The organism is Paenibacillus sp. SEL3 (genome assembly GCF_054602585.1).
In genome coordinates, this window is sequence record NZ_CM137725.1 from 4491004 (window position 1) to 4513148 (window position 22145).

Sequence of the window (22145 nt, forward strand, 5' to 3'; positions counted from 1 at the left end):
AGTATTTTGTATCAATCCCAAAAAGGCTTTCAAATCAGTAATATAGAGATCGAAGCGATCTAGTTCGTCTATATATTGTATTTTTGAGCGTTGGGAATGGAATTATGCAAGTTACTGATATGGAAATAGAGATAGAAAAGGGGAATCACGATGAGAAAAGCAGGGATGATTTTGCTGGCAGTATCCGTGGTATGTGGAGCGGTGGTGGGAACTACGTTAAACACTGGAGAAACAGCAGTAGCGGCAAATGTAACGACGAACAACACTTGGAAAAATGCTAAAATTATAGACGTGATCGACCGGAATAACTACATACTGGATGATGGTTCTTTATGGAGAAAGAGTATAGATGGCCCGGCTATTGAGAAATTGAATTTGAAGGGCATTACAGGCAGCAAAAACGAGAGTCAAGGTTATTATGGCTGGACTGAGGACGGGAAGGTAGCCATCTGGGATGATAACTCCGACCCAAAAGTGACGGCCCAATCTTCAGGAGTAAAGGAGATTACCGGAGAGGGTCTGGCTATTAAAACCGATGGGACGATCTCCTGGGGAAGAGAACAGGTCGAGGGAATATCGGATGCTATAGACGGTGATAAGGTAAGTACCTACTTTACGGTTCTTACTCGATCCGGTGATGTATGGTATTCCACAGGGTACGCAGAATCTAAGCCCCGCAAGATAGGTCATGTAGATGGTGCGCTTGATATCAAAATGAGTACGGCGTATGCTGCAATACTTAAGGAAGATGGTCATGTCACGATGCTGGATATGCTGACCAATGAACCGCCACGTGAAGTGGGAAGTGATATTACTTCGATATTGTGGAAAAAAGGTACACATGTCTTGATTACTGTACATCGCGACGGGACAGTATGGAGCTATGACCGGCTGAAAAAATATCCTGCGGTGCAACTTAGCGGGTTATCTAATGTTGCACGGTTGGTTGATTCGCCTGACGAGCTTTTTGCACAATTAAAGGATGGCTCTTGGGTCGGCTATAAGGACGGAACCACGACTGCGCTGAGTTTGCCTACATTAACGGGTATGTCCTTGTTGACGACCTCCAAAGAGGCTGCCATCGGCGATACGATTCAATTAAATGTACAAGAGACGTATTCGAACGGTTATCGACTAACACGTCATCCCGAAGCTAGTGAGATTGAAGTGGAGAAACCGCAGGTTGCTGAGCTACAGCAGAATGGTTCCGGTACACTCAAAGTAAGGGGCATTGGCAGCACAGCCGTATCTCTGCGGAACGAAGGTATACCCTCTTCTTTTACACTAAAGGTATCGTCTGACCAAACCTTGACCGGGGCGGCTATACTAAACGGCAGTGTGTATTTGCCTGTGCAGTCTGTGTTCAAGACGCTGGGTGGATCTGTTACCGTGGCAAACCAGGCATTTACGATCAAGCTGGGTAAAAACAATATCGTACTCCAAAAAGGGAGTTCCACCGCGATAGTGAATGGTAAACCTGTTGCACTGAAGGGCAAGGTTCAAACGGTTAACGGACAGGTTGTATTCCCGGGAACATTACTGACCGATCTGAAGTTGGGCGGATTCAAATGGAATCGTGACCGTCAGCAAGGCGAATTATCTGTGGGCGCTACCAAGCTGGTCATTGAGACGCCGGAAACGGCTAAAATTATCAAAGCCATTGATCTGGGGAGTCTGTCCAAATTAATTGGCAAAACCTATTGGGTCAATAACTTCTATAACGCTGGAGAGCGATTTGGCAAGGTAACAGTTAAAGACATCGAAGTCAGCACAGACCCTAACGGTGTTAAATCTTACGAAGTTATTTTCCAGGGGGCTAATGGCGAAACTTATGACACGTTTTCCATTATCGGAGCTTCACGCATTCCACAAATGCTGTCTGATTCCGATCAATTTCTAACTTACGATCCGTACAACAAATACCAATGGTCGCAAGCCATCTGGAACAAGATTAAAAATAACGAGGTAAGCTTGGGCATGAATACGACGCAGGTGCAGTTCGCATGGGGAAGCCCAACAGTCAGAGAAAAGGGGGCTGCTTCAAACGGAACTCAAGTCGAAGCCTGGGTATACGGCAATCGTAGTCTTTATTTCAAGGCAGTAGCTTTCGTAAATGGCAAAGTCATAGAAGTATGGCTGTAGGGTAGCTGATTTTCTATAACGGTTTGAAAGAGGTATCTCCAGATTCGTATATACGAATCTTGGGATGCCTTTTTTTCATTTAACAAAACTAAGCTCTTGATTTAACAAACTTAAGATATGATTCTTTATGTCATACATCTTGTTATATAGATAATAGCTCCGTAGAGAAAGTATGAAGAGCACAAGAGAAGAGAGGATCTGATTTAAGAATGAAATCGCTAAGGAAACCATTATCAGTTGCATTACTATCTTTACCCTTACTTCTAGGTTCCCTGGGTGGAAGTTATGCGAGTGCAGCAACCCTACCAACAGCGGTAACTCCAACAGAACCGTCGTGGGGATATTTCGTAGATCATTATAAAAATAATAGTTCTGCAAATAAGACGGAAAGCTCTAATCCGACTCTCGGGTTGCTCTCCGAATTTAATAAGCTTTGGACTCCCGGCGCTACCTGGGATACAGGTACCAAGCTAAACAGCAGCGTGCTGGACGCCAATATTCAAAAAGTGATTGATATCGCTGCCCGTCGCACTTCCAGTGAGGCCGATGCGGCTTATTTGGATGATCGCAGAAACCAGAGCTACAGTGTGATCGACGGGCTGGGTTCGCTCACTGATGTATATCGTAAGAATGCAGGTGCCACGACAACAATCAACGACATTCCGGCAGATGCCCTGACTAAGAAATACGAAGATGAGGGAACGAATGCTGGGAGTACAAGCTCCAATCTCGGCAACATCGTAAATCTGGTAAATACCTTGCGTGGAGAATACTCTACGACGAACCCGGCTAAGTCTTATTTTAGCTATCCTCGCCCGTTTCGCTGGAGCGATAACTCTGTAGTTGTTCCGAGCCTTATTCCCGCTCTCAAAGCTGATGCTACTAGCGATGGCGGCTTTCCTAGCGGTCATACCAATGCTGCGTATCTTAGTTCTATTGCTATGGCCTACGCCGTGCCGGAGCGTTATCAAGAACTGCTGACGCGCGCTTCGGAGCTGGGCAATAACCGTGTTGTTGCTGGTATGCATTCCCCGCTTGATGTTATGGGAGGACGTGTCATGGCAACAGCGATGGCTGCTGCTATCCTGTCTGATCCAGCCAATAGCAGTTTGAAGAAAGCCGCTTATCAGGATGCTCGCAAACAACTGCTGCCTCAAAAAGGTACAGCTCCAGATCGGTTCAGCAATTATGCCACAAACAAAAAAAATTATAATCAACGATTAACATACGGATTCAGTCAGGTTAATCTAAATACGACGCCAATGACAGTGCCTAAGGGAGCCGAGGTACTGTTGGAGACACGCTTGCCTTACCTGGATAGCATACAACGTCGTTGGGTTTTGGCTACCACGGGGATTCCTTCCGGATATCCTGTACTTGATGATGCTGAGGGATGGGGAAGACTTAACCTGTTTTCCGCTGCGGATGGCTACGGTGCTTTCGCCAATAATGTGATGGTGAATATGGACGCTTCCAAAGGCGGTTTCAATGCATTGGATCGCTGGCGCAATAATATATCTGGTGTTGGAAAGCTGACTAAAAAGGGAACAGGTACGTTGAAACTAATGGGCAACAATACGTATTCCGGCGGTACACAGATCGACCAAGGTACTTTGGAGGGAACTACGGAAACGGCTTTCGGAAGTGGCGGAATTACGAATAACGGGGGAACTCTTCTTAAAAATGCTTCTGGGAAGCTGATTATTGGCGGAAATTACAGACAATCTGCCAAGGGAACACTTGAGCTTAACCTGCACACTAAAAATGATGTGCTCAAAATAAAAGGAACAGCTATACTCAACGGAAAATTACGCCTGAATTTCTCTAACAAATATGTGCCGGCTAATGGTGCTACGATCTTAACTTATGGTAAACGGAATGGAGCATTTTCTTCGATTGAAACGGTAGGTTTACCAAGCAATTATAAAGTGAAGGTTATCTATACAGCTGACAGTGCTCAGTTGAAAGTCACTAAGTAAAATGTAATTAGCTCGCTATACAACAATTGAAGTGCACCTTTAAATACATGGGAATAAACCAGAAGGTTATTCCAGTATGTATTCTAGGGTGCACTTTATTGTTTCATCAGGCACCAGTTGCTAGTATGCATTTATAATCAAGGATATAAAAAGGTCAAAATTTGACCTTAATGTAGTAAAATAATCCCGCTGTTTGAAAGCGCAGTCATGATATTCTTAAGAAGCCTATTTGATCAACGTTTTAATGATTCAGACTAACTAAGAGGAACAGAGGAAAGGAAGAGACTGATGAGTCTTGAAAAAGAATACGTTAAAATAGCCCAAGATGTCATTAAAGGGCTTGGCGGAGAAGACAATATTATTTCCATGGCACATTGTGCCACACGGCTGAGGCTGATTGTAAAAGATAGAGAAATTATTGATGATGAATTTATTGAGAATATTGATAAGGCCAAGGGCGTTTTCTTTACCTCTGGGCAATATCAAATTATTTTTGGAACCGGTACTGTAAATAAAGTATACGATGCCATGGTTGGCCAAAGCATATCTGCTACATCAAAGGCTGATTTGAAAGAGATGGCCTCCACTCAAGGTGATAATCGCTTCAAAAGAATGATCCGTGTTTTCGGGGATGTATTTGTTCCGATTATGCCTGCATTGGTAGCTACAGGATTATTCATGGGAGTTAGAGGCTTAGTAACTCAGCCTGCACTGCTCCAGTTATTTGGACTTACACCTGATCATATTTCTGCGAATTTCATATTGTTTACGCAAATATTGACCGATACGGCTTTTGCATTTTTACCCGTGTTGGTATGTTGGTCGGCCTTCCGGGTGTTTGGTGGATCACCACTATTGGGGATATTGATTGGATTAATGTTAGTAAGTCCTTCGTTGCCTACATCTTGGGATGTCGCTCAAAAAGTTCAGGAACCACTAGTGTTTTTCGGATTCATTAAAATTGCAGGCTATCAGGGCTCGGTTTTGCCTGCTTTCATAATAGGTGTCGTGGGGGCGATGCTGGAGAAGAAAATCAGAAAATCAGTCCCGGATGCATTGGACTTAATTCTGACACCGTTTCTGACATTATTAATCACACTGGTACTGGGATTGTTCGTGATTGGTCCCATTTTTCACGAGGTGGAAACTTTAATATTAATGGGTGTTACCGCCATTTTAAAATTACCATACGGCATCGGCGGATTTATTTACGGTGGCATCAATCAGATTATTGTAGTTACCGGACTGCACCATGCCTTAAACCTGATTGAAATACAGATGTTAGTAGGCAATGGTTGGAATATGGTGAACCCGATCAGTTCAGCGTCGATTTGCGCACAAGCGGGTGCTGCATTGGCTGTTGGTCTAAAATCTAAAAATGTAAAAACCAAATCCATTGCGTATCCTTCTACCTTGTCTGCGTTATTGGGTATTACAGAACCCGCTATCTTTGGGGTGAACATTCGATATGGCAAACCGTTCTTGATGGGCTTGATTGGCGGAGCGGTTGGCGGTTTCTTCGCACGTATATTTAATGTTCAAGCAACGGGCATGTCAATCACAGCCCTACCGGGAATGTTATTGTACCTGAACAATCAGATATTCATATATATCTTAGTTTGTGTAATCGGCTTTGCTGTGGCATTTGCACTAACGTGGATCTTTGGGTTTAAAGAAAAAACAGATCACAAATAAAATGATGTGGGGAGAATCATGGACAACAACACACTGCTTAAGAAATTGGACAGCCTTTCAATAGAAGAGAAAATAGGCCAGCTCATCCAACTGACCGGTGATTTTTTTGAAGGGGATATAGACACTGTTGTGACGGGTCCTTTAAAAAAATTAGGGTTAAACGCCGGCTACAATATATATAACACAGGCTCCATATTGAACATCACTAATCCAGAAAAAATTATCCAACTGCAAACGGATTATTTGGAAAAATCGATTCATAAAATTCCGCTGCTGTTCATGGCAGATATTATCTATGGGTATCGAACCATCTTCCCGATCCCGATTGCACAAGCATGTAGTTGGAATTATGAGGGTATAGAACATGCAGGTTCGATTGCTGCCCAGGAATGTTATGACGAAGGTGTGCACGTGACCTTTTCCCCCATGGTAGATATCGTTAGAGATCCCCGTTGGGGGCGGGTGATGGAATCGCCTGGAGAGGACACTTTGCTGGCGAAGAAATATGCCGAAAGCATGGTTCAGGGGATCCAGGGGAGAAACTCGGAGGATATCATACCAGCCAATAAAATTGCCGCTTGCGTCAAACATTTTGCCGCTTATGGGGCACCTGTCGCTGGACGTGAGTATAACGCCGTGGATATGTCGGAGCACACGCTGCGAGAATATTATTTGCCAGGGTATCAAGCTGCAATCGAGGCGGGGGCAAAGCTTGTTATGACGGCCTTTAATACCTTGAATGGCGTTCCTGCAACAGGAAACGAGTGGCTTAACCGCGACGTGCTAAGACGAGAGATGAATTTTAATGGTGTGTTGATCTCGGATTACGCCGCTATAGAAGAACTGATCATGCACGGTTATGCCGAAGATGAGGCTTCCGCTGCAAGGCTGGCATTGTTGGCTAGTGTTGATGTGGATATGAAGACAGCAGTATACGCCAATCAATTGGAGAAAGTAGTATCTGATAACGAGCATATGTTGGAGCTTTTGAATGAAGCGGTATACCGTATTTTAAAGCTGAAAAATGATTTGGGGCTGTTTGAGGACCCGTTCCGCGGATTACAGGAAACCGTTCAGCGGTCGAGAAACAGCATTCTGTCAGATGAACATAAAAAAGCCGCGCTGTCCTTGGCTGAAGAATCCGTAGTCTTGCTGAAAAATGAAAATCAACTGCTGCCATTGTCTAAACATACCAAAGTAGCTTTAATCGGTCCTTACGCAGATGAAAACTCCACCCTGGGTATGTGGGCCATTAAGGGGGATGAGGCGGATACCGTCAATTTGAAAATGGGATTATTAAAGCATGTTGATCCCGACAATCTCTCGGTTTGCAAAGGGGCGCACATGCTTCCTGCTAATGCAAGAGAAGCCCTTGGCAAATATGCGGACAAGCTGGCTGCTGAAACAGTCGATGAGGAGGCCCTGCTGCGCGAAGCAATCCGAAATGCTAACGAAGCGGATGTCATTGTCCTCGCCTTGGGAGAAAGTATTTATCAGAGCGGAGAAGGGGGATCGCGAACGAACCCGACGCTTCCTAAGCCGCAAATGAAACTACTCCATGAATTAAGTTTACAGGGCAAAAAGATGGTTCTGATCGTTTATAGCGGAAGACCTTTGATTCTTACCGAAGTAGCCGGAAAAGTGGACGCTATTGTTCAAGCCTGGTATCCAGGAACGATGGGCGGAGAAGCACTGGCTAATATACTGTATGGGGAAGTCAATCCATCGGGGAAATTAGCCATGACCTTTCCACGGAGCGTGGGACAAATTCCGATATCCTACAATGAGTTGAATACAGGCAGACCGAATTTAAAGGAAAATGGCTCTTATCGGTTTGCATCCCGATATATAGATGAAGTGAATGAACCCTTGTATCCATTTGGCTATGGTAAATCTTATACCTCATTTGAATACAGCCTATTAACAATTAGCCAAAAAGAAATGAAGAAAAATGAGTCAGTTGATATCCGTATTTCTGTTACCAACACTGGAATTTATGATGGAAAGGAAACGATCCAATTATACATTCGCGATAAATTTGCAAGTATTGCAAGGCCAGTGAAAGAATTAAAAGACTTTAAAAAAGTTTTTTTGCAAAGTGGCGAGACCCAAAATGTTGAATTTTCAATTCATGAAGAGATGCTTAAATTTTATGATCGTGAAATGCAATACAAAAGTGAACCCGGTGAATTTGATGTTTATATCGGGTCAAGCTCGCAGGAAATTTTGCTGAGTTTTAGTTTTGTTTTTTTACCGGAGGATGAGCATGAATAAAAGCGACGCGTATAACCTGAAATATCATATTACCCCTCCTTACGGTTTGCTCAATGATCCTAATGGACTTGCTTATTTCAATCATCAATATCATGTGTTTTATCAGTGGAATCCAAAAGGAACTGAGCATAAAAATAAATGCTGGGGCCATGTTGTTTCCAGCGATCTGGTGCACTGGCAAAGGAAAAGTGTCGCGCTGGAGCCTTCGGAATGGTATGACAAGGATGGCATTTATTCGGGCGGGGGCATTGTTCATAATGAAAAGCTGTATCTGTTTTACACAGGAAATGTAATCCGAGATGATGGAGTAAAAGAAAGCTATCAATGCGCCGCGATTTCGGAGGATGGAGAGTATTTTCAAAAAATCGGTCCTTTGTTTGAGCATCCACAAGGTTATACCAGGCATGTTCGAGATCCGAAAGTATGGAGAGACCAACACGGGAACTGGTGGTTGATTGTTGGTGCTCAGAGAGAAGATTTGACTGGAGATACACTTATCTACAAATCTAAAAATTTGTCCGATTGGGAATGCCAAGGATCATTTGTTGATCATGACCACCGATTTGGATATATGTGGGAATGTCCGGACGTACTTCATTTTGCCGAAAATGATGTTTTTGTTTTCTCTCCTCAGGGTTTACCGGAGAGAGGCGAATATTATAAAAATCCTAATCAATCGGGATATATGGTTGGCAAATTATCGAATACAGGCAAATTCAACGGGGACCTTTCCGATTTTAAAGAGCTTGATCGAGGATTTGATTTTTACGCTCCACAATCATTCAAAGTTAATGACAGAACCATTATGTTCGGATGGATGAGCGCCATGAATGAGGAAGCGGAGAGGGCTGTCCCGACCATTCAGGAGGGCTGGATTCATGCATTAACACTTCCTAGAGAAGTTGTGCTGATGAACGGTGTGTTGTACCAGAAACCATTGCCGGAATTACAATTGTTAAGGCTGGATGGCATGCATTACAAAGGGGAAATTCAAAGTAGTAGTGAGTGGGTGCTGCCTTCTACACAAGCGGAGCTAATTGTTGATTTTTCCTTACTGACAGAAAATTTTAAAATGATCATAAGGGATGCTGTGCAAATTGACTATGATCAGGAACAAAACAGTCTGACCGTTTGGAGAACAAACTGGTTGACTGGCGAGAGAGAGTACAGAAGAGCAACATTAAATAATAAGCTTGCAGAAATGCAAATATTCATTGAAAGCTCAAGCCTGGAGATCTTTGTGAATGAGGGTGAAGAAGTGTTTTCCCTGCGTTATTTCATAGAAGATGCAGACCAAAGCAATGTATTACTTGAGGCAGGAGACAATGTAGGAGAAGTTAGAATGTATCAGTTGCAGGAATGTGTAGGGTAACATTTTTTTGCTTGCCGGGTTGCAAGCAGGTTAAGGAAGGCTGTTCATTATCCCGTTTGCGGGAAGAACTGCCTTCTTTTTTATTTTTGGTCCGTTGAATAGATTCTGCTTGTCCGGGCATTTTACTATCGGTATAGTATGAGTATTAGTATAAGAGTTTATGCCTTAATATAGAATACAGATGAATTACTCATGGCTGGCTGATGAGGTGTGGTGATGAAAAAAATATATGAACATATCGAAATAGACAGAAAAAAAATGATTAACCTTTTTATGTTCCAATCCAGAGATACAGAAAGAGTCATTCCTATGCATTTTCACAGCAATATGGAGTTGATCTACTGTACAAGTGGAAGTCTAAAGGTGTGGCATGAAGGAAAAATAACTATTTTGATGGAAAAGGATGCGCTATTCATTAACAGCAATGTTCCGCATTCCACGCAGAGCATTACGGAGAACCAGGTCATAGTGCTGCAATTTCCAGACACTTTCTTTGCCAATGAACAAGTAATCATCCATTTAAACACGCAAGAGAAACAAGTTGAAGAACCTATAATCTCTAAATTAAGAGGATTGTTTATGGATATATATGATCTACATATTTCCAAAAGCAAATACGACTACATTTTAGAGCAAAGCCGAATTATTGAACTGAAATATTTGCTTGTCAATCATTTTAGTCAGACGACAGACATTCCACCGGAAGTATTCAGTGAAAAGCAACAAAAGATAAAGACAATCATGGACTTTATTAAAGAGCATTATACTGAAAATATTAGCTTGGCCAAAACGGCCCGTATCTGCGGTTATTCGGAGGCTTATTTGTCGCGAATGTTTCATAAATATACAGGCCAGACGTTTACCGAATACAAGCAAATTCTTTGTTTGGAGAAGGCGATCGATTTACTGGATTCAACTAATAAGTCACTTACAGAAATTTCTTACGAGGTCGGGTTTCCAAACGAGAAATCTTTCAGAAAAGCTTTTAGAGAAGTTATGGGTAAAACACCGTATGAATATAAAAAATCAAGATTTGATCTGGATGTGTAATGCCACAAGCGTGCACAGTCTCCTTTCAGTAAAACGAAGGGGTTGTCCCTGAGTCATTTGATGACTTTAGGACAACCCCTTGATATTTACGCTATGTCAGAAGAGTTATTAGCTTAACGGTTATCAACCTTTTCTGGGTACATATCATGATTCATCATGCGGTGCTCCGCTATCTGTTCATACTTTGTTCCTGGCTTGCCGTAGTTGGTGTACGGGTCGATAGAGATACCGCCGCGTGGCGTGAATTTGCCCCATACTTCAATGTATCGAGGGTCCATCAGCTTAATTAAGTCATTCATGATGATGTTGACGCAGTCTTCATGGAAATCGCCGTGGTTACGGAAGCTGAACAGGTACAGCTTAAGGGATTTGCTTTCTACCATTTTAATATCGGGAATGTAGCTGATGTAGATGGTTGCAAAATCAGGTTGTCCTGTAATCGGACACAGGCTGGTGAACTCCGGGCAATTGAACTTTACAAAATAATCCCGATAGGGATGTTTATTATCAAAGCTTTCGAGAATGGCGGGATCATAGGCAAAAGTGTATTGTGTGCCTTGATTGCCAAGCAGGGTAACATCGGTCATTTCTTCGGGTGTTCTTCCGGTCATATGGATAAGGCTCCTTAAAGTAAGTTGGTTTGGTAAAAGAGAGAGGGAGTTATGGTGGTGGGAGGTCGCTCCGCGAATGATTTGAGTCTCCGCTTCGCTGCCGACCGCCGTCATCACCATAAAGTCCTACTCGTTTACGTGTAGGTTGGGATAGAAGTGAGTAATGCTCTCCTTTGTGTATCACATACAGCGCATACGGAATATATTACATATAAGTGTTATACGCCGCGTTTGTTGCCCCATACGAGGGTGTGGAGCTGCGGGAGTACTCTTACATGGTTTAGTAGGGAATCGTCCATGACACGGTCGATAAGCCATTCATAACGATGGAGTAGAGACTCCGCTATCTGTCCGGTATTCTCCGTGTTTACATCTGGATTACCCGTCTGAAGGAACAGCGGTACGTGTGGATAGCGCTCGTGAACAGTGCGGGCATAGGCAAGATCGGTGTCATCGAAGATGACGACCTTCAAGCTGCAAGCTCCGGTATAGAGCCGCGCAGATTCATTAGCGGGTTCCTTCAAGTCTGTTGCGATTGCGACGTGGGACGTCGCTTGGGACTCACTAGCCCTCTTCCGGTTTGACAGACGGGCGACAATATCATCCAGCACATCCCAGTTGGTCATCATACCCGAGCTGGGCGGTTTCGGGGATAGGGTTACCTCATCGATATCGTACAGCCATTCCTGCCAACGGGAGCCTTGTGTTTCGACAGCGGTGGCAATGCCTTGACTGCGCAGCAGGGTGATTAGCTCCCCAAGCTGCGGTAGCAGGGCAGGATTGCCTCCAGAAAGGGTCACATGCGAAAAGCGTTCGCCGCCGATGGCCTTCAGCTCCTGCCAAATGTCCGTGGCACTCAGACGACGGATCTGATCCTTGGCGCTGCCGTCCCAGGTAAAGGCGGAGTCGCACCACGAGCAATGGTAATCGCAGCCTGCGGTACGAACAAACATCGTTTTACGACCAATGACCATACCTTCGCCCTGAACAGTGGGACCAAACACCTCCAGTACGGGAATAGGGGCTATTTGGGTGCCGTGGGAGGCTGTCATGGGTTGGTGAGTAGTCACGGTATTACTCATCGAGCATCCACTCCCGTCGGAACTCGGCGTAGCTGGTAGGTGTCTCGAACAACCGTACAAACTCGGTACGTCCACCTTCGACACGGTTGCAGTATGCCTCCGAGGTCAAGGCTGACTCCATTTGTTCAAAGATCCAGACGACCATATTTTCCGCCGTTGTATTCATTGGAGGAAGCGTCTCATTCAAGTAACGGTGGTCCAGAAAAGGCTCAATCCGCTCTTTCCAGATCGTTTTGATGTCACCAAAATCTAGCGTTAGACCCGTTTCGCCCGGTATGCCGCTTATGCCAAATACGACGATATAGGTATGTCCATGCAGATTTTTGCATTTGCCTTCGTAGCAGTGTAAATGATGTGCTGCATCGAATGTAAATTGTTTGCTGACGAGTACACGTTTGCGGTGATAACGCAGCTGAGAGCGCTCAATGTCTGTCCCGAACTCTTGGAGCTTATCGACAATGCGAAAGGTACCTGGCTCACGCATGACCTTCAACTCCTTGGGATGAAGCTCCGCGCACCGCGAGATATTGCTCCAGTCCAGCACGGCGAAGTTTGCAAGCAGGGCATTCGCCACAGCCATCGCCAATGACGCCGTTATAGCACGTTAGTGTACGTGTTCTTACAAATTCAAGAGCTTTCAGCTCATCGGCCATGTGCCAAGTTTCGGCCTTGTTCAACCACATAAGCGGGGTATGAATCACAAAGGGATAGTCCATCGAAAGATTCAGTGTGACGTTCAGCGATTTGATAAAGGAGTCCCGGCAATCGGGATAGCCGCTGAAATCCGTCTCACATACGCCTGTAATGATGTGGCGCGCTCCTTTTTGCTTGGCGAGAACTCCCGCGAAGCTCAGGAACAGTAGGTTGCGACCGTCTACAAAGGTGCTAGGCAGTTCGCCTTCCTGTTGAGTAATGTCAATGTCTGTGCGTGTGAGGGCATTAGGGGCTAGTTGATTAAGCAGGCTCATATCCAGTACCGTTTGTGGAACACCCAGTTCGCGGGCGATTCCAGCGGCTACTTCGATTTCCTGCTTGTGGCGTTGACCGTAATCGAACGTCACAGTTTCTACTTCAGCAAAATGTTTTTTTGCCCAAAATAAACAGGTTGTGCTGTCTTGGCCGCCGCTGAATACGACGACTGCTTTTTCGTTTGCAAACATAAAAAAACCTCTCGATCTTCTTGGAATGGTGCAAGACACAAGTCTTGTCACTTGGAAGAAGGAGAGTTCTTGAACCGACTTCAACAAAAAACAGGCCTTGCCCCGAGAAATCATTTTTCTTGCGGAGGACAAAGCATCGTTAGTTTTTTATAGAGGGAGTTCGCGAACCTCTCCCATGCATGACGCATGGATTTTCTTCATTAGTATCTGCCACGAGGACAGACGGCTTTAGCATTGTCATTATAGCATGGCAGGGCTATTTGATAAACACTCCACCAAATGGAATGACTTCCCTTAAAAATCGCTTGATCACGCCATCGTCGTTCATATCCTGTTGGAGCCGCCGATGATGCTCCCCGGCATGGAATAGTACGGTACCCTGTCCGGTCATTTTAAAATGATAGTTCATATGCTGGCTGGCCAGATGGTTGCCGTACACGGTCAACTCCAGATGGGCGTTTTCGGGGTAGGCAATGACGCTGCTCGCATCCACATATATCGGTTCTGTCGGATGAAGCTGTTCCTGACACACCAATCCCTGCGTCAAAAGACCGATTTGACCCACACCATCAAATTTCATTTTTATAACATCACGGCTAAACAACATGTTTTTCATGCTTAGCAGCTTAGTACGCATTTGGATACCGGAGCTGTACCAGAACAGGTTGCGAAAATCGTATAACAGATCATCGCTTCCTTCAAGCTTAATCATTTTTAGACTAAAGCCAGGTGGAAGTGCAGCAATTAGGCGACAAGCTCCTGTGAAATCGGCCTGAATCAGTTTGTGTTTGCGATACATGCCCTTAATATTCATCAGTTTATCACTGCGGCCTGAGCTGGGTCCGCGGTATGCGATGATTTGCTGCGGATGCAGAACGTGCAGCTTTTCTCCTTCCGCCAGATCGAGCGTTACGACCGAACCGACGCTTTCATCATGGTGTTGTCCTGCTTGTATGTCCATTCAGACCTTTCATCCTTTCAGACAGTTAGTATCTTCCCGAACGTCGACGCATCCCGTAACGCAACAGTCGGATACCCATAAAATAACCGGCCAGCAGAATTATAGCTGTGATAATGAGCAATTTATTTCGATGTGAAGCCTGATCGCGCTGGGTTTGAAGATTTTTTAATTCTGTGACTGTGTCAGTCAGCTTGCGGTTTTGCTCCAGCAATTGGGCGTTTTGCTCTTGATAGGCTTCTAAGCTGTTACGGGCCTTTTCCAGATCCTCCTGGGTTTGTCGATAGCTTTCCTTGAGCTGATATACATCACCAGGTAACCGCGAAAATTGCTCGAAGCCCTGATATACATCATCCCAATAAGCAGCATGTACTTCGGGTACACGAGTTATCCCAAAAATAAACAAAAGTGCTATAGCAGCGCAGACAATGCGGCGATACAAAGCAAAGCGACAAGTTGGTCGTGCCAAGAGATGTTCCCCCTTTTGATAAACCAAGATGTTAGATGATATAGATCATTACCCATATGACATGGTTACGTATAATATAACGATACGGATGCAGATTTTTGAAGAAACGGACGATAAATACGGAGAAAATGATCTCAAAAAAAGTCGATATATGAGTTTAAGTGTACCAAAAAACGGGTATATCAAGGAAGCGGCAACATTCCGGCATTTTTTCTAGCATACGAGTAAAGAACGATCCGCACCTGATCAGGTCTTAAATATGAATATATAAACTGAAATATATTAAAAATTAATATAGAAGGAGATTTTGCAAGATGAATGAGAAAGAACAAAACTATAAAACTTTAAAAATCACTGTAAATGGAAAGCCGTTATCAAAGGATCTCGTCGTAGATAGTACTACTTTTGCCCCTATATCTGATATTTGCACAAAAACGAATGTTTCTTTAACAGAAACTACAATCTCATAAGTTTAAGTATAGAAGTAGACTATAAAATAGCCCGGCATACGCCGGGCTATTTTTGCGCGTTCATGTAATTCAAATGGTTTAAAATGTTATTTACCAAACTAGGTCCCCCTTCATAAAGATTCCCATGTATAATTTTCACAATCAAACATACGTTCCCTGACAATATAGTGTCAGATAACACTGTTAATTTAGAGTTACATGTTCTTTTAGGGGGAATTTACCAGTGGTGAAGTCAATGCTCAATGTAACGTACACATGGGACAAAGAGTCTATATCTGCGAATGGGTCCAAACAAGTAAATCTACTGATAGAATGGGGCTATGGAGCTAAACGTAAAAGAAAAGGAAATCTAATACCGAAAGCAGCGGGATGTGACCTTCAACTCCAGTTCATTCCAGAAAACGGGGTAAGTCTATTAAAAGCTGAAGGGGTAAGGCTCGGTTTTAAACGCTCGGAAAACGGAGATAGCATGTTTGTTCACTGTGGTGATGTACGGCGGGGAAAATATAGACAGGCTATTTTGACGTTTTCTATACCGGCTCACTCGTCCGGAAGACATACGATTGGAATGATGGAGTGGAGCTGGCGCAAGCCATCGCAGGAAAAGCGAACGATGATCCGGACAGACCAGCTCTACATCCATTTTACGCATCATCTTGGTCTGCTGAGCATTCCATCCAACCCGAAGGTGGAAAAATACATAAAGCTGAATGAGACGTCCCCTATTGTAAAAAAGGCATTGCGTATGTACGAGAAAGGGGAATATGAGCAAGGGGCGTTCATCCTTACCAGACAAGCAGATGAATTACTTATACGTGCAGCAAGAAGCGATGATATGGACTACCTGCAGGAAGCCGAGTTGCTTCTGGCTATACGTAATAAATGGAGTGGTACTTTTGTATCATTTACAGCGTATAGTTCTAAAGTCTTTTTCAATAAGGCAATATCGCTAGAAGATGTTCATTTTACTGAAAATGATACTTTGAGATAGGCAATTATGCTAGTTTATTTGTGTAATATAGTGAGTCTAATTTACTATCTTTTTGTAAAGGAGAGACTTCCTTGACTGATCGGTTGATACGTTTAATGCGGATTATTACTATTGTTCAGGCAAATCCAGGGATATTGGCAAGAGAGCTTGCCGAACGTTGTGAAACATCAGAACGTACCATATACCGAGATATGGAGGCGCTAAGCGCTATGCATATACCGATTGCGAATATGGGGCATGGCAAGGGGTACATTTTTATTAGCAATTTCGCTTTGTATCCTCTGAATTGGACGGAAGAAGAGGCAGAGGCTTTTACTAAGCTGGGAGAGATTATGGAAACGGTAAAGCCTCTTTTACCGCCAGCTTTTGAAAGTGCTTATGAGAAAGTGATGGCCTCTAGTCAGAAAAAAAAGATGGAACAGACGAGCTTCGCGCAGGAAATGAAAAATATTGTCCGGCTCGGCTCGACACTTGATCGGGAAAACCAGCCCTATCTGCTCAGGCTGATTGTTTTAGCGAGTCTTACGCAGCAGACCATTGAAGCGGAATACAGTTCGCCTCAAAATGAAGATGTTTCACTCGTTCAGGTGGATCCTTATTGTTTGGTTCCGCAGGATCGGCGATTCTATATGCTTGGTTTTTGTCACAAGCAATCCGCGATGAGAACCTTTCGGATCAGCCGATTTCGGAACATGAGAATTTTGCCGTATACGTTTCAAAAAAATACAACTGAAATGGAAATGTTTTTTAAAGGGACCTGGTCGGTGACCAAAGGAAATCAGAATATCCGGTTTGTGGTACGTTTTTCTGCCGAGTCTGTATATCGGGTCAAAGAAGAGGAACTGTTCATCAAGCCTTTTCTTAAGGATTTGCCGGATGGAAGTTTGTTGTTTGAGGTGACGGTCAATCATGACCGTGAATTTTTGGATTGGCTCACTTCCTATGGAGCTGAGGCCGAGATCCTGGAGCCTTTACGGTACCGCAAACGAATGCAAGAAATGCTGCGGACCTGGGGGGCATTCTATTTCGATAAAAAGGCAGGAAATTAAGAATAACAGGGGGAGATCCCCCGGAACGGGCCGGGGAGCTATCCGCTTAACGGTCCTTAAACAGGTTGGCGAGATTGCCAAAAGGACTGTACTGTTCCTGCTCTTCTTCAGGTGAGGAGTAGACGAGCTTCGATCCACGGCTTTCCTCATCGTCAGCAGCATTATGAACTAATGTAATACGATCAAAATGGTACATGAAAACCTGAGCGGTGTTCACGGCATCATCCAGTGCCCGGTGTTGTTGACCGTCAAAGTCAATGTTGCACAATTCCAGCGCCTGAGACAGGCTCAACTGACGGTACTTTCCATTGGAACCAAGCAGACGGGAAATCTGCTTCTGTATATCATTTGTATTATGAATCCATCCGAGATCTACATGATGGGTACGACAATGGGATACCAGCTTCTGACGGTCATCCGGGCCCCATGCGCATAAATAATAAGGGGAATCCGTACCGAGCCAGGCTATGAACTCCTTCACAGCTTCAGGAAATAGTGGAGCGGCATCAATGTCTCGTTGAGTAATACCCGTGAACTGAACGGTATCAGTAGAGAGTACAGGTCGATTCGAGGGTCTTACAAAACTGTGAAACGTATCCGCAACGTATAGGCCATCGTCTCCCTGAACAACTTTGACGGCACCGATATCAATGATTTCGGAGGAATATCTGGCGTTACGACTAACGGTAAATTCAAGATCGTAAATAATGTATTGCATTTCTGGACTCCTTCCACACATATAACTGATCCCGATGGGGATCGGGACGAATGTTCTTGCCCGAGTGACTCTTCTCCATCATACCTCTCGGTTCACAACTTGTCAGCGGTTAAAAGGTTTGCTTTTTAAAAAAATATGCGATGTCCAAATGAGCTTGGACTATCGCATATCTATAAACGCCTGACCTACGGCAGCATCCGGAACCACTAGGATGCTGCCTTTGCTAGCTATCGAATTAGGCCGGGAGATCTAACTTTTGTCCGGGATAAATACGGTGAGGATTCTTCAACTTATTCAACTGTTGAAGCTGTTGCCAGGTGGTACCATGTTTGCGGGAAATGTCATACAGCGTATCCCCGGATTTCACAACATATACATGGCTATTTGTAACTTGTGCAGAATCGGATGTCTGCTGTGGCTTAGCTGTTTGAGACTTTGCCGGTGCCGGTTTTGCGGGCGCTGGTTTTGCAGCCGGTGTAGAGACGGATTGCGGCTTTTCCTGCACAGGTGCGGGTGTTGCGGTTGTAGCAGATGGCACAGCTTGTGCGGCAGGGACAGAAGTTTTACCATCAGTCTTGGCTTCTTGAATGCGACCGTCTGCTTGTACTTGCAGGCTAGCGGAGCCCACCTTTTGCATGTAGCGGATTAACGCCTCATCAAGCGAGCCGAACATACCTGCCTGTGGATATTTAGCGAACATCGTATATTGGTCACCACCTACGGCAGTAAAATCATTGGTGGCCAGTGTATATATTGCCTCAGGATCAAGTGTCTTGCCGCCGATCAGAATGGAATGAACGCGGCTCCCTTTGGCTGCTGATGTGTCTATTTTGAACGAAATACCTGATACCTGTGGGAAACCTCCGCTTGGCTCTGGATAGGAGGCTGTACCATTTTCCAGTGCGGCCTGAATGTCAGAGCCTTTCACTTTCAGGGTAACGATCTGGTTGCCGAAAGGTAGCACTGTGATGACGTCTCCCTTGGTTACCGTTCCCGTCTTGATGGAAGCACGGATGCCGCCACCATTCGTTAAAGCCACATCTGCTCCCGAAACGTCACGCATAGCATCGGTGAGCAGGTCACCGAGATTGGTTTCACTTGCACGCACCTTTTCGCGTGCTCCTTCCAGATCCACACTTGTTTGCGTTACAACCTCTTTTAGAATAGGTTCCTGGTCCTTCTGAATGGAGGCGATCAATGCAGCAATTTCAGCGTTGGGCTGAACGTCCACTGCTTGAGTCGAATCAATCAGCTTGGCTTGCTTTTGCGTAACCTTACCGCCGTCAACCCATAAGTCCACAACACCCAGATACTTGGTGTATTCACCTGCGCTAGCGATCAATGTACCATTGTCACTAACCAAGCCTTTTTCCAGTACAGTATGGCTGTGTCCATCGATGAAAATATCAATGCCAGGCACTTCCTTAACAACTTTGAGGCTGGTGTCCTTACTAGACGCATCCTGCCCCAGGTGACCAAGAACAACAACGACATCTACTTTGCTGCGGATTTCATCAACAGCCGCTTTGGCCTCAGCCGCAGGATCAGTGAATTGAATACCCTCAACATTTTTGGGATTCGTCTTATATGCTGTTTCTGGCGTAGTCAGACCGATAATACCGATTTTAACGCCGTCCACTTCTTTAATAACATAGGGTTTGAACAAACGTGTTCCGTCTGTTTGTTTAATATTGGCGCTGAGCACAGGGAACTGAATTTCCTTACTTAGCTCGACAAGATGCTTCCAACCATAATTAAACTCGTGGTTACCCGGAACCATAGCATCATAGCGTAGCTTGTTAATCACTTTCACGATACTCTCACCGTTAACCAAAGTAGCGAAAGTCGTTCCGTGAACGGTATCCCCGTCATCAAGCAGCAATGTATTGGGATTGGAAGCTCGGTACTGATCAATGATGCCCGCCAGCTTGGCGAATCCCATTTCCTTGTCGTTCGCGACCACGTGGGCATGAGTGTCATTCGTATGTAGGATGGTGATGTGTTTACCGCTGACTGGAGTCGTTGCCGTTCCCGCTGTTCCCACATGGGTTGCTGGGTCTGCTGCTGCTGTACCGAGACACCCAAGTAAAAGCGCGGCAGTCGTCAGGATCGACGAGAGTTTTTTCCATGAGTTCATGTTGTTCCTTCAACCTCCCATAAAATGAATGAATTAGAGAAACCGCTTACGACCACATTTTATCAGATGATTGTAAAAATAACTTCTATTTTATATCAAAGCACTAAAATTTTTTGATATATCGGTTGTTAAACCCATCGTCTAGTTACCTATATTATAGAGGAAGTAATAAACAGTAACCTACGGGTGGGGAACTAGTGTTCTGTTTTGTGATCAAAAAAAAGGGCAGTCTCTTTGGGCAGCCCAATGCGGGGTAAATAGTGATCCAACGTTTCGTCAGCTAGTGGCGGTTTTCCTTCACTCAACAAAAGCACGGCAAACCGATTGGCCTGCTGTTCAAATTTTCCTGGGGAAAAGTAGGAGTGCTCCTCCATAAAAAAGCGGCTAATGCCTTTATGCAGTCGGTCATGTCCCAATTCATGCGCACAGACGAACCGTTCCCATTCGGGTGTGAGGCCATTGTGGATAACGATAAATCTTCTACGTAGCTTGTGGTAATACAGCCCTTTGGTTGTGGGGCCTAGATCGCAGTATCGGATATGGATACCCAGGGCTTTCGCAATATCGAAGGGGCAGTTGGTACGGTATTTTCGGACAAGTTTGTGAATGAGTTCGTTCATACGCTCACCTGCTATCCCTGATCTTTGCCCGCTTGGGGCTCTTTGGGCTTTTTATGTTTGTTCATCTGTTTGGCTTCCCAGAACAGACCTGTCAGAACGTCCTTGATCCGTTGACGATCTTTTTCATCCAGCGGAATGCCATCGAACATTAATTCGTCGTCTTCCTCCAGCATTTTTTTAAAATCCCGGCGGTCTTTAGAGGTTGCCCATTCCGGTACAGTAGAAGGATAAAGTTCATATGGACTTTGCTCCATTGAATCATCGTCTCCCCAATATCCGGCGGCCTTCATCATTTCGGTATAGGATACGCTGAGCGCGTCCGCTATTTTGCGGAGAGTGGAGGGTTTGGGAATTCCGCGCAGTCCATTTTCAATGCGGGAAATTTGTGAATTGCTAATACCTGCGGCGTCTGCCAATTGGTTGATGCTCAAGTGTTTGTGCTCGCGCTGCTGTTTTAAGTAAGTTCCGAATGCTGGCTGTTCCACAATGGGGGCTCCTTTCTGCAAGAGAATCATAGATATTGCTTTTATTATACCATTAGGTAAATAGTAAAAGCACGTAATATGCCAAAAGGCATAGGAAAATAAAGCGAATATCCTGTTTTTGGAGCTATACTGCTTTTTTTGAGGATGGATACCTATCCTAAATAATGTTATGTTATACTCAAGATACGAACAAAAGGGGAACACAATGTAAACATAAGCGTTTTTATATTTAAAAATACATCATTGTCAAAAGGCATATAAGGAGTGTTGCTTTACATGAGAAATAACTTACCCGAATTGGACCGTCGCAAAACGCAGAATGCATTGGAGGGTGTGTTTGAGAAATACCGAATTTATAAAACGATTACCTTTATGGATCGGGAGAGCTTTATTACGGCTGGCTATACGGATCGCCCGAGCGGCCCAACAAATGTGACAAGCGATCCAACCGCCCGGACAGCCGTATATAATGTAGATGCTCCTGCCGCCCGCTTGGCCTACTGCGAAATGGTGGATGCCGTAGTGAGCCGCTTGAATGAACGCGAACAGCTGCTTATCCGTGAACGTTATTTAAAGGATGACGATGTGTTCGATTACAAGGTTTACAATTATGTGTTAGACCCGCCAGTCAGCAAGGATACGTATACGAAGCTTCGCACGCGTGCTTTTTACAAAATGGCGCTTGCACTGGCGGACCAAGGCGTTTTAAATTTGGCAGGCTTGCAGAAGGGCGCGGATCGAAAATTGGGTTGATGTAATAATTATCCACTTGTTCTCATTTCTATTTTAAAATGGTTTCCTAAAAGGCTTTGATTTCCTGTAATAACAGGGGTCAAGGTCTTTTTTTACGATACGAACATGTGTTCTCAAAAAACCTCCCAAC

Annotated in this window: 20 protein-coding genes and 1 riboswitch; of the genes, 10 read left to right on the plus strand and 10 right to left on the minus strand. The window is 44.5% G+C overall.

Features of this window, described 5'->3' with window-relative positions:
* Positions 1 to 150: 150 nt before the first annotated feature.
* From ACYCS5_RS20670 to ACYCS5_RS20695, 6 genes are all read left to right on the plus strand, one after another.
* Positions 151 to 2142 (plus strand): stalk domain-containing protein, encoded by a 1992-nt coding sequence (locus ACYCS5_RS20670; protein WP_459760063.1) that lies wholly within the window; start codon positions 151 to 153, stop codon positions 2140 to 2142.
* 209 nt (positions 2143 to 2351) lie between these two features.
* A complete protein-coding gene (locus ACYCS5_RS20675; protein ID WP_459760064.1) occupies positions 2352 to 4121 on the plus strand; it encodes an acid phosphatase in 1770 nt (589 codons plus the stop codon).
* 288 nt (positions 4122 to 4409) lie between these two features.
* Positions 4410 to 5816 carry a sucrose-specific PTS transporter subunit IIBC gene (locus ACYCS5_RS20680; protein ID WP_322251256.1) on the plus strand — a complete coding sequence of 469 codons (1407 nt, stop codon included), beginning with the start codon at positions 4410 to 4412 and terminating at the stop codon, positions 5814 to 5816.
* 18 nt (positions 5817 to 5834) lie between these two features.
* Entirely contained in the window at positions 5835 to 8090 is a 2256-nt protein-coding gene (gene bglX, locus ACYCS5_RS20685) for a beta-glucosidase BglX (protein ID WP_342425771.1), read from the plus strand.
* Positions 8083 to 9462 carry a glycoside hydrolase family 32 protein gene (locus tag ACYCS5_RS20690; protein WP_340931546.1) on the plus strand — a complete coding sequence of 460 codons (1380 nt, stop codon included), beginning with the start codon at positions 8083 to 8085 and terminating at the stop codon, positions 9460 to 9462. Before bglX ends, ACYCS5_RS20690 begins: the two co-directional genes overlap by 8 nt.
* A gap of 216 nt (positions 9463 to 9678) precedes the next feature.
* Positions 9679 to 10512 carry an AraC family transcriptional regulator gene (locus ACYCS5_RS20695; protein ID WP_029516146.1) on the plus strand — a complete coding sequence of 278 codons (834 nt, stop codon included), beginning with the start codon at positions 9679 to 9681 and terminating at the stop codon, positions 10510 to 10512.
* Between the two features lie 113 nt (positions 10513 to 10625).
* On the opposite strand, the gene queF is transcribed toward ACYCS5_RS20695, so the two are convergent.
* The 6 genes from queF to ACYCS5_RS20725 form a co-directional block, all read right to left on the minus strand.
* Positions 10626 to 11123, minus strand: coding sequence for a preQ(1) synthase (gene queF, locus ACYCS5_RS20700; protein ID WP_029516147.1), 498 nt, complete (start codon positions 11121 to 11123; stop codon positions 10626 to 10628).
* A gap of 218 nt (positions 11124 to 11341) precedes the next feature.
* Entirely contained in the window at positions 11342 to 12205 is an 864-nt protein-coding gene (gene queE / locus ACYCS5_RS20705; protein WP_459760065.1) for a 7-carboxy-7-deazaguanine synthase QueE, read from the minus strand.
* Positions 12198 to 12689, minus strand: a complete 492-nt coding sequence (gene queD, locus ACYCS5_RS20710) for a 6-carboxytetrahydropterin synthase QueD (protein WP_318627003.1) — start codon at positions 12687 to 12689, stop codon at positions 12198 to 12200. The genes queE and queD overlap by 8 nt, the downstream gene beginning before the upstream one ends.
* Entirely contained in the window at positions 12682 to 13365 is a 684-nt protein-coding gene (gene queC / locus ACYCS5_RS20715; protein ID WP_459760066.1) for a 7-cyano-7-deazaguanine synthase QueC, read from the minus strand. The genes queD and queC overlap by 8 nt, the downstream gene beginning before the upstream one ends.
* Before the next feature lie 133 nt (positions 13366 to 13498).
* A riboswitch (PreQ1 riboswitch) is annotated at positions 13499 to 13542 on the minus strand.
* 79 nt (positions 13543 to 13621) lie between these two features.
* A complete protein-coding gene (locus tag ACYCS5_RS20720; protein WP_069011542.1) occupies positions 13622 to 14326 on the minus strand; it encodes an AIM24 family protein in 705 nt (234 codons plus the stop codon).
* A gap of 25 nt (positions 14327 to 14351) precedes the next feature.
* On the minus strand, positions 14352 to 14792 hold the full coding sequence (locus tag ACYCS5_RS20725) for a hypothetical protein (RefSeq protein WP_069011543.1): 441 nt from the start codon (positions 14790 to 14792) through the stop codon (positions 14352 to 14354).
* A gap of 314 nt (positions 14793 to 15106) precedes the next feature.
* Between ACYCS5_RS20725 and ACYCS5_RS20730 the strand changes: the two genes are divergently transcribed.
* The 3 genes from ACYCS5_RS20730 to ACYCS5_RS20740 all read left to right on the plus strand — a co-directional run bounded on the left by ACYCS5_RS20730 (position 15107) and on the right by ACYCS5_RS20740 (position 17302).
* Complete coding sequence (locus tag ACYCS5_RS20730) at positions 15107 to 15262, plus strand: hypothetical protein (RefSeq protein WP_165144572.1); 156 nt, start codon at positions 15107 to 15109, stop codon at positions 15260 to 15262.
* Between the two features lie 223 nt (positions 15263 to 15485).
* Positions 15486 to 16253 (plus strand): hypothetical protein, encoded by a 768-nt coding sequence (locus ACYCS5_RS20735; protein ID WP_029516151.1) that lies wholly within the window; start codon positions 15486 to 15488, stop codon positions 16251 to 16253.
* A gap of 71 nt (positions 16254 to 16324) precedes the next feature.
* Positions 16325 to 17302 (plus strand): helix-turn-helix transcriptional regulator, encoded by a 978-nt coding sequence (locus ACYCS5_RS20740; RefSeq protein WP_029516152.1) that lies wholly within the window; start codon positions 16325 to 16327, stop codon positions 17300 to 17302.
* A gap of 46 nt (positions 17303 to 17348) precedes the next feature.
* Here ACYCS5_RS20740 and ACYCS5_RS20745 read toward each other — a convergent pair whose 3' ends face one another.
* The 4 genes from ACYCS5_RS20745 to ACYCS5_RS20760 all read right to left on the minus strand — a co-directional run bounded on the left by ACYCS5_RS20745 (position 17349) and on the right by ACYCS5_RS20760 (position 21262).
* Positions 17349 to 18020, minus strand: a complete 672-nt coding sequence (locus ACYCS5_RS20745; protein ID WP_029516153.1) for a 3'-5' exonuclease — start codon at positions 18018 to 18020, stop codon at positions 17349 to 17351.
* A gap of 235 nt (positions 18021 to 18255) precedes the next feature.
* On the minus strand, positions 18256 to 20157 hold the full coding sequence (locus ACYCS5_RS20750; protein ID WP_459760067.1) for a 5'-nucleotidase C-terminal domain-containing protein: 1902 nt from the start codon (positions 20155 to 20157) through the stop codon (positions 18256 to 18258).
* Positions 20158 to 20351: 194 nt separating this feature from the next.
* A complete protein-coding gene (locus tag ACYCS5_RS20755; RefSeq protein ID WP_250259133.1) occupies positions 20352 to 20777 on the minus strand; it encodes an ImmA/IrrE family metallo-endopeptidase in 426 nt (141 codons plus the stop codon).
* 11 nt (positions 20778 to 20788) lie between these two features.
* A complete protein-coding gene (locus tag ACYCS5_RS20760) occupies positions 20789 to 21262 on the minus strand; it encodes a helix-turn-helix domain-containing protein (protein WP_069011548.1) in 474 nt (157 codons plus the stop codon).
* A gap of 276 nt (positions 21263 to 21538) precedes the next feature.
* Between ACYCS5_RS20760 and ACYCS5_RS20765 the strand changes: the two genes are divergently transcribed.
* Positions 21539 to 22015, plus strand: coding sequence for an ArpU family phage packaging/lysis transcriptional regulator (locus tag ACYCS5_RS20765; protein ID WP_029516157.1), 477 nt, complete (start codon positions 21539 to 21541; stop codon positions 22013 to 22015).
* The last annotated feature ends 130 nt before the right edge of the window (positions 22016 to 22145 follow it).

Bases quoted from the DNA above. Each gene is read 5' to 3' on its own strand.
- ACYCS5_RS20670 (WP_459760063.1), top strand. From the start codon at position 151: ATGAGAAAAGCAGGGATGATTTTGCTGGCAGTATCCGTGGTATGTGGA.
- ACYCS5_RS20675 (WP_459760064.1), top strand. From the start codon at position 2,352: ATGAAATCGCTAAGGAAACCATTATCAGTTGCATTACTATCTTTACCC.
- ACYCS5_RS20680 (WP_322251256.1), top strand. From the start codon at position 4,410: ATGAGTCTTGAAAAAGAATACGTTAAAATAGCCCAAGATGTCATTAAA.
- bglX (WP_342425771.1), top strand. From the start codon at position 5,835: ATGGACAACAACACACTGCTTAAGAAATTGGACAGCCTTTCAATAGAA.
- ACYCS5_RS20690 (WP_340931546.1), top strand. From the start codon at position 8,083: ATGAATAAAAGCGACGCGTATAACCTGAAATATCATATTACCCCTCCT.
- ACYCS5_RS20695 (WP_029516146.1), top strand. From the start codon at position 9,679: ATGAAAAAAATATATGAACATATCGAAATAGACAGAAAAAAAATGATT.
- queF (WP_029516147.1), bottom strand. From the start codon at position 11,123: ATGACCGGAAGAACACCCGAAGAAATGACCGATGTTACCCTGCTTGGC.
- queE (WP_459760065.1), bottom strand. From the start codon at position 12,205: ATGAGTAATACCGTGACTACTCACCAACCCATGACAGCCTCCCACGGC.
- queD (WP_318627003.1), bottom strand. From the start codon at position 12,689: ATGCGTGAGCCAGGTACCTTTCGCATTGTCGATAAGCTCCAAGAGTTC.
- queC (WP_459760066.1), bottom strand. From the start codon at position 13,365: ATGTTTGCAAACGAAAAAGCAGTCGTCGTATTCAGCGGCGGCCAAGAC.
- ACYCS5_RS20720 (WP_069011542.1), bottom strand. From the start codon at position 14,326: ATGGACATACAAGCAGGACAACACCATGATGAAAGCGTCGGTTCGGTC.
- ACYCS5_RS20730 (WP_165144572.1), top strand. From the start codon at position 15,107: ATGAATGAGAAAGAACAAAACTATAAAACTTTAAAAATCACTGTAAAT.
- ACYCS5_RS20745 (WP_029516153.1), bottom strand. From the start codon at position 18,020: ATGCAATACATTATTTACGATCTTGAATTTACCGTTAGTCGTAACGCC.
- ACYCS5_RS20750 (WP_459760067.1), bottom strand. From the start codon at position 20,157: ATGAACTCATGGAAAAAACTCTCGTCGATCCTGACGACTGCCGCGCTT.
- ACYCS5_RS20755 (WP_250259133.1), bottom strand. From the start codon at position 20,777: ATGAACGAACTCATTCACAAACTTGTCCGAAAATACCGTACCAACTGC.
- ACYCS5_RS20765 (WP_029516157.1), top strand. From the start codon at position 21,539: ATGAGAAATAACTTACCCGAATTGGACCGTCGCAAAACGCAGAATGCA.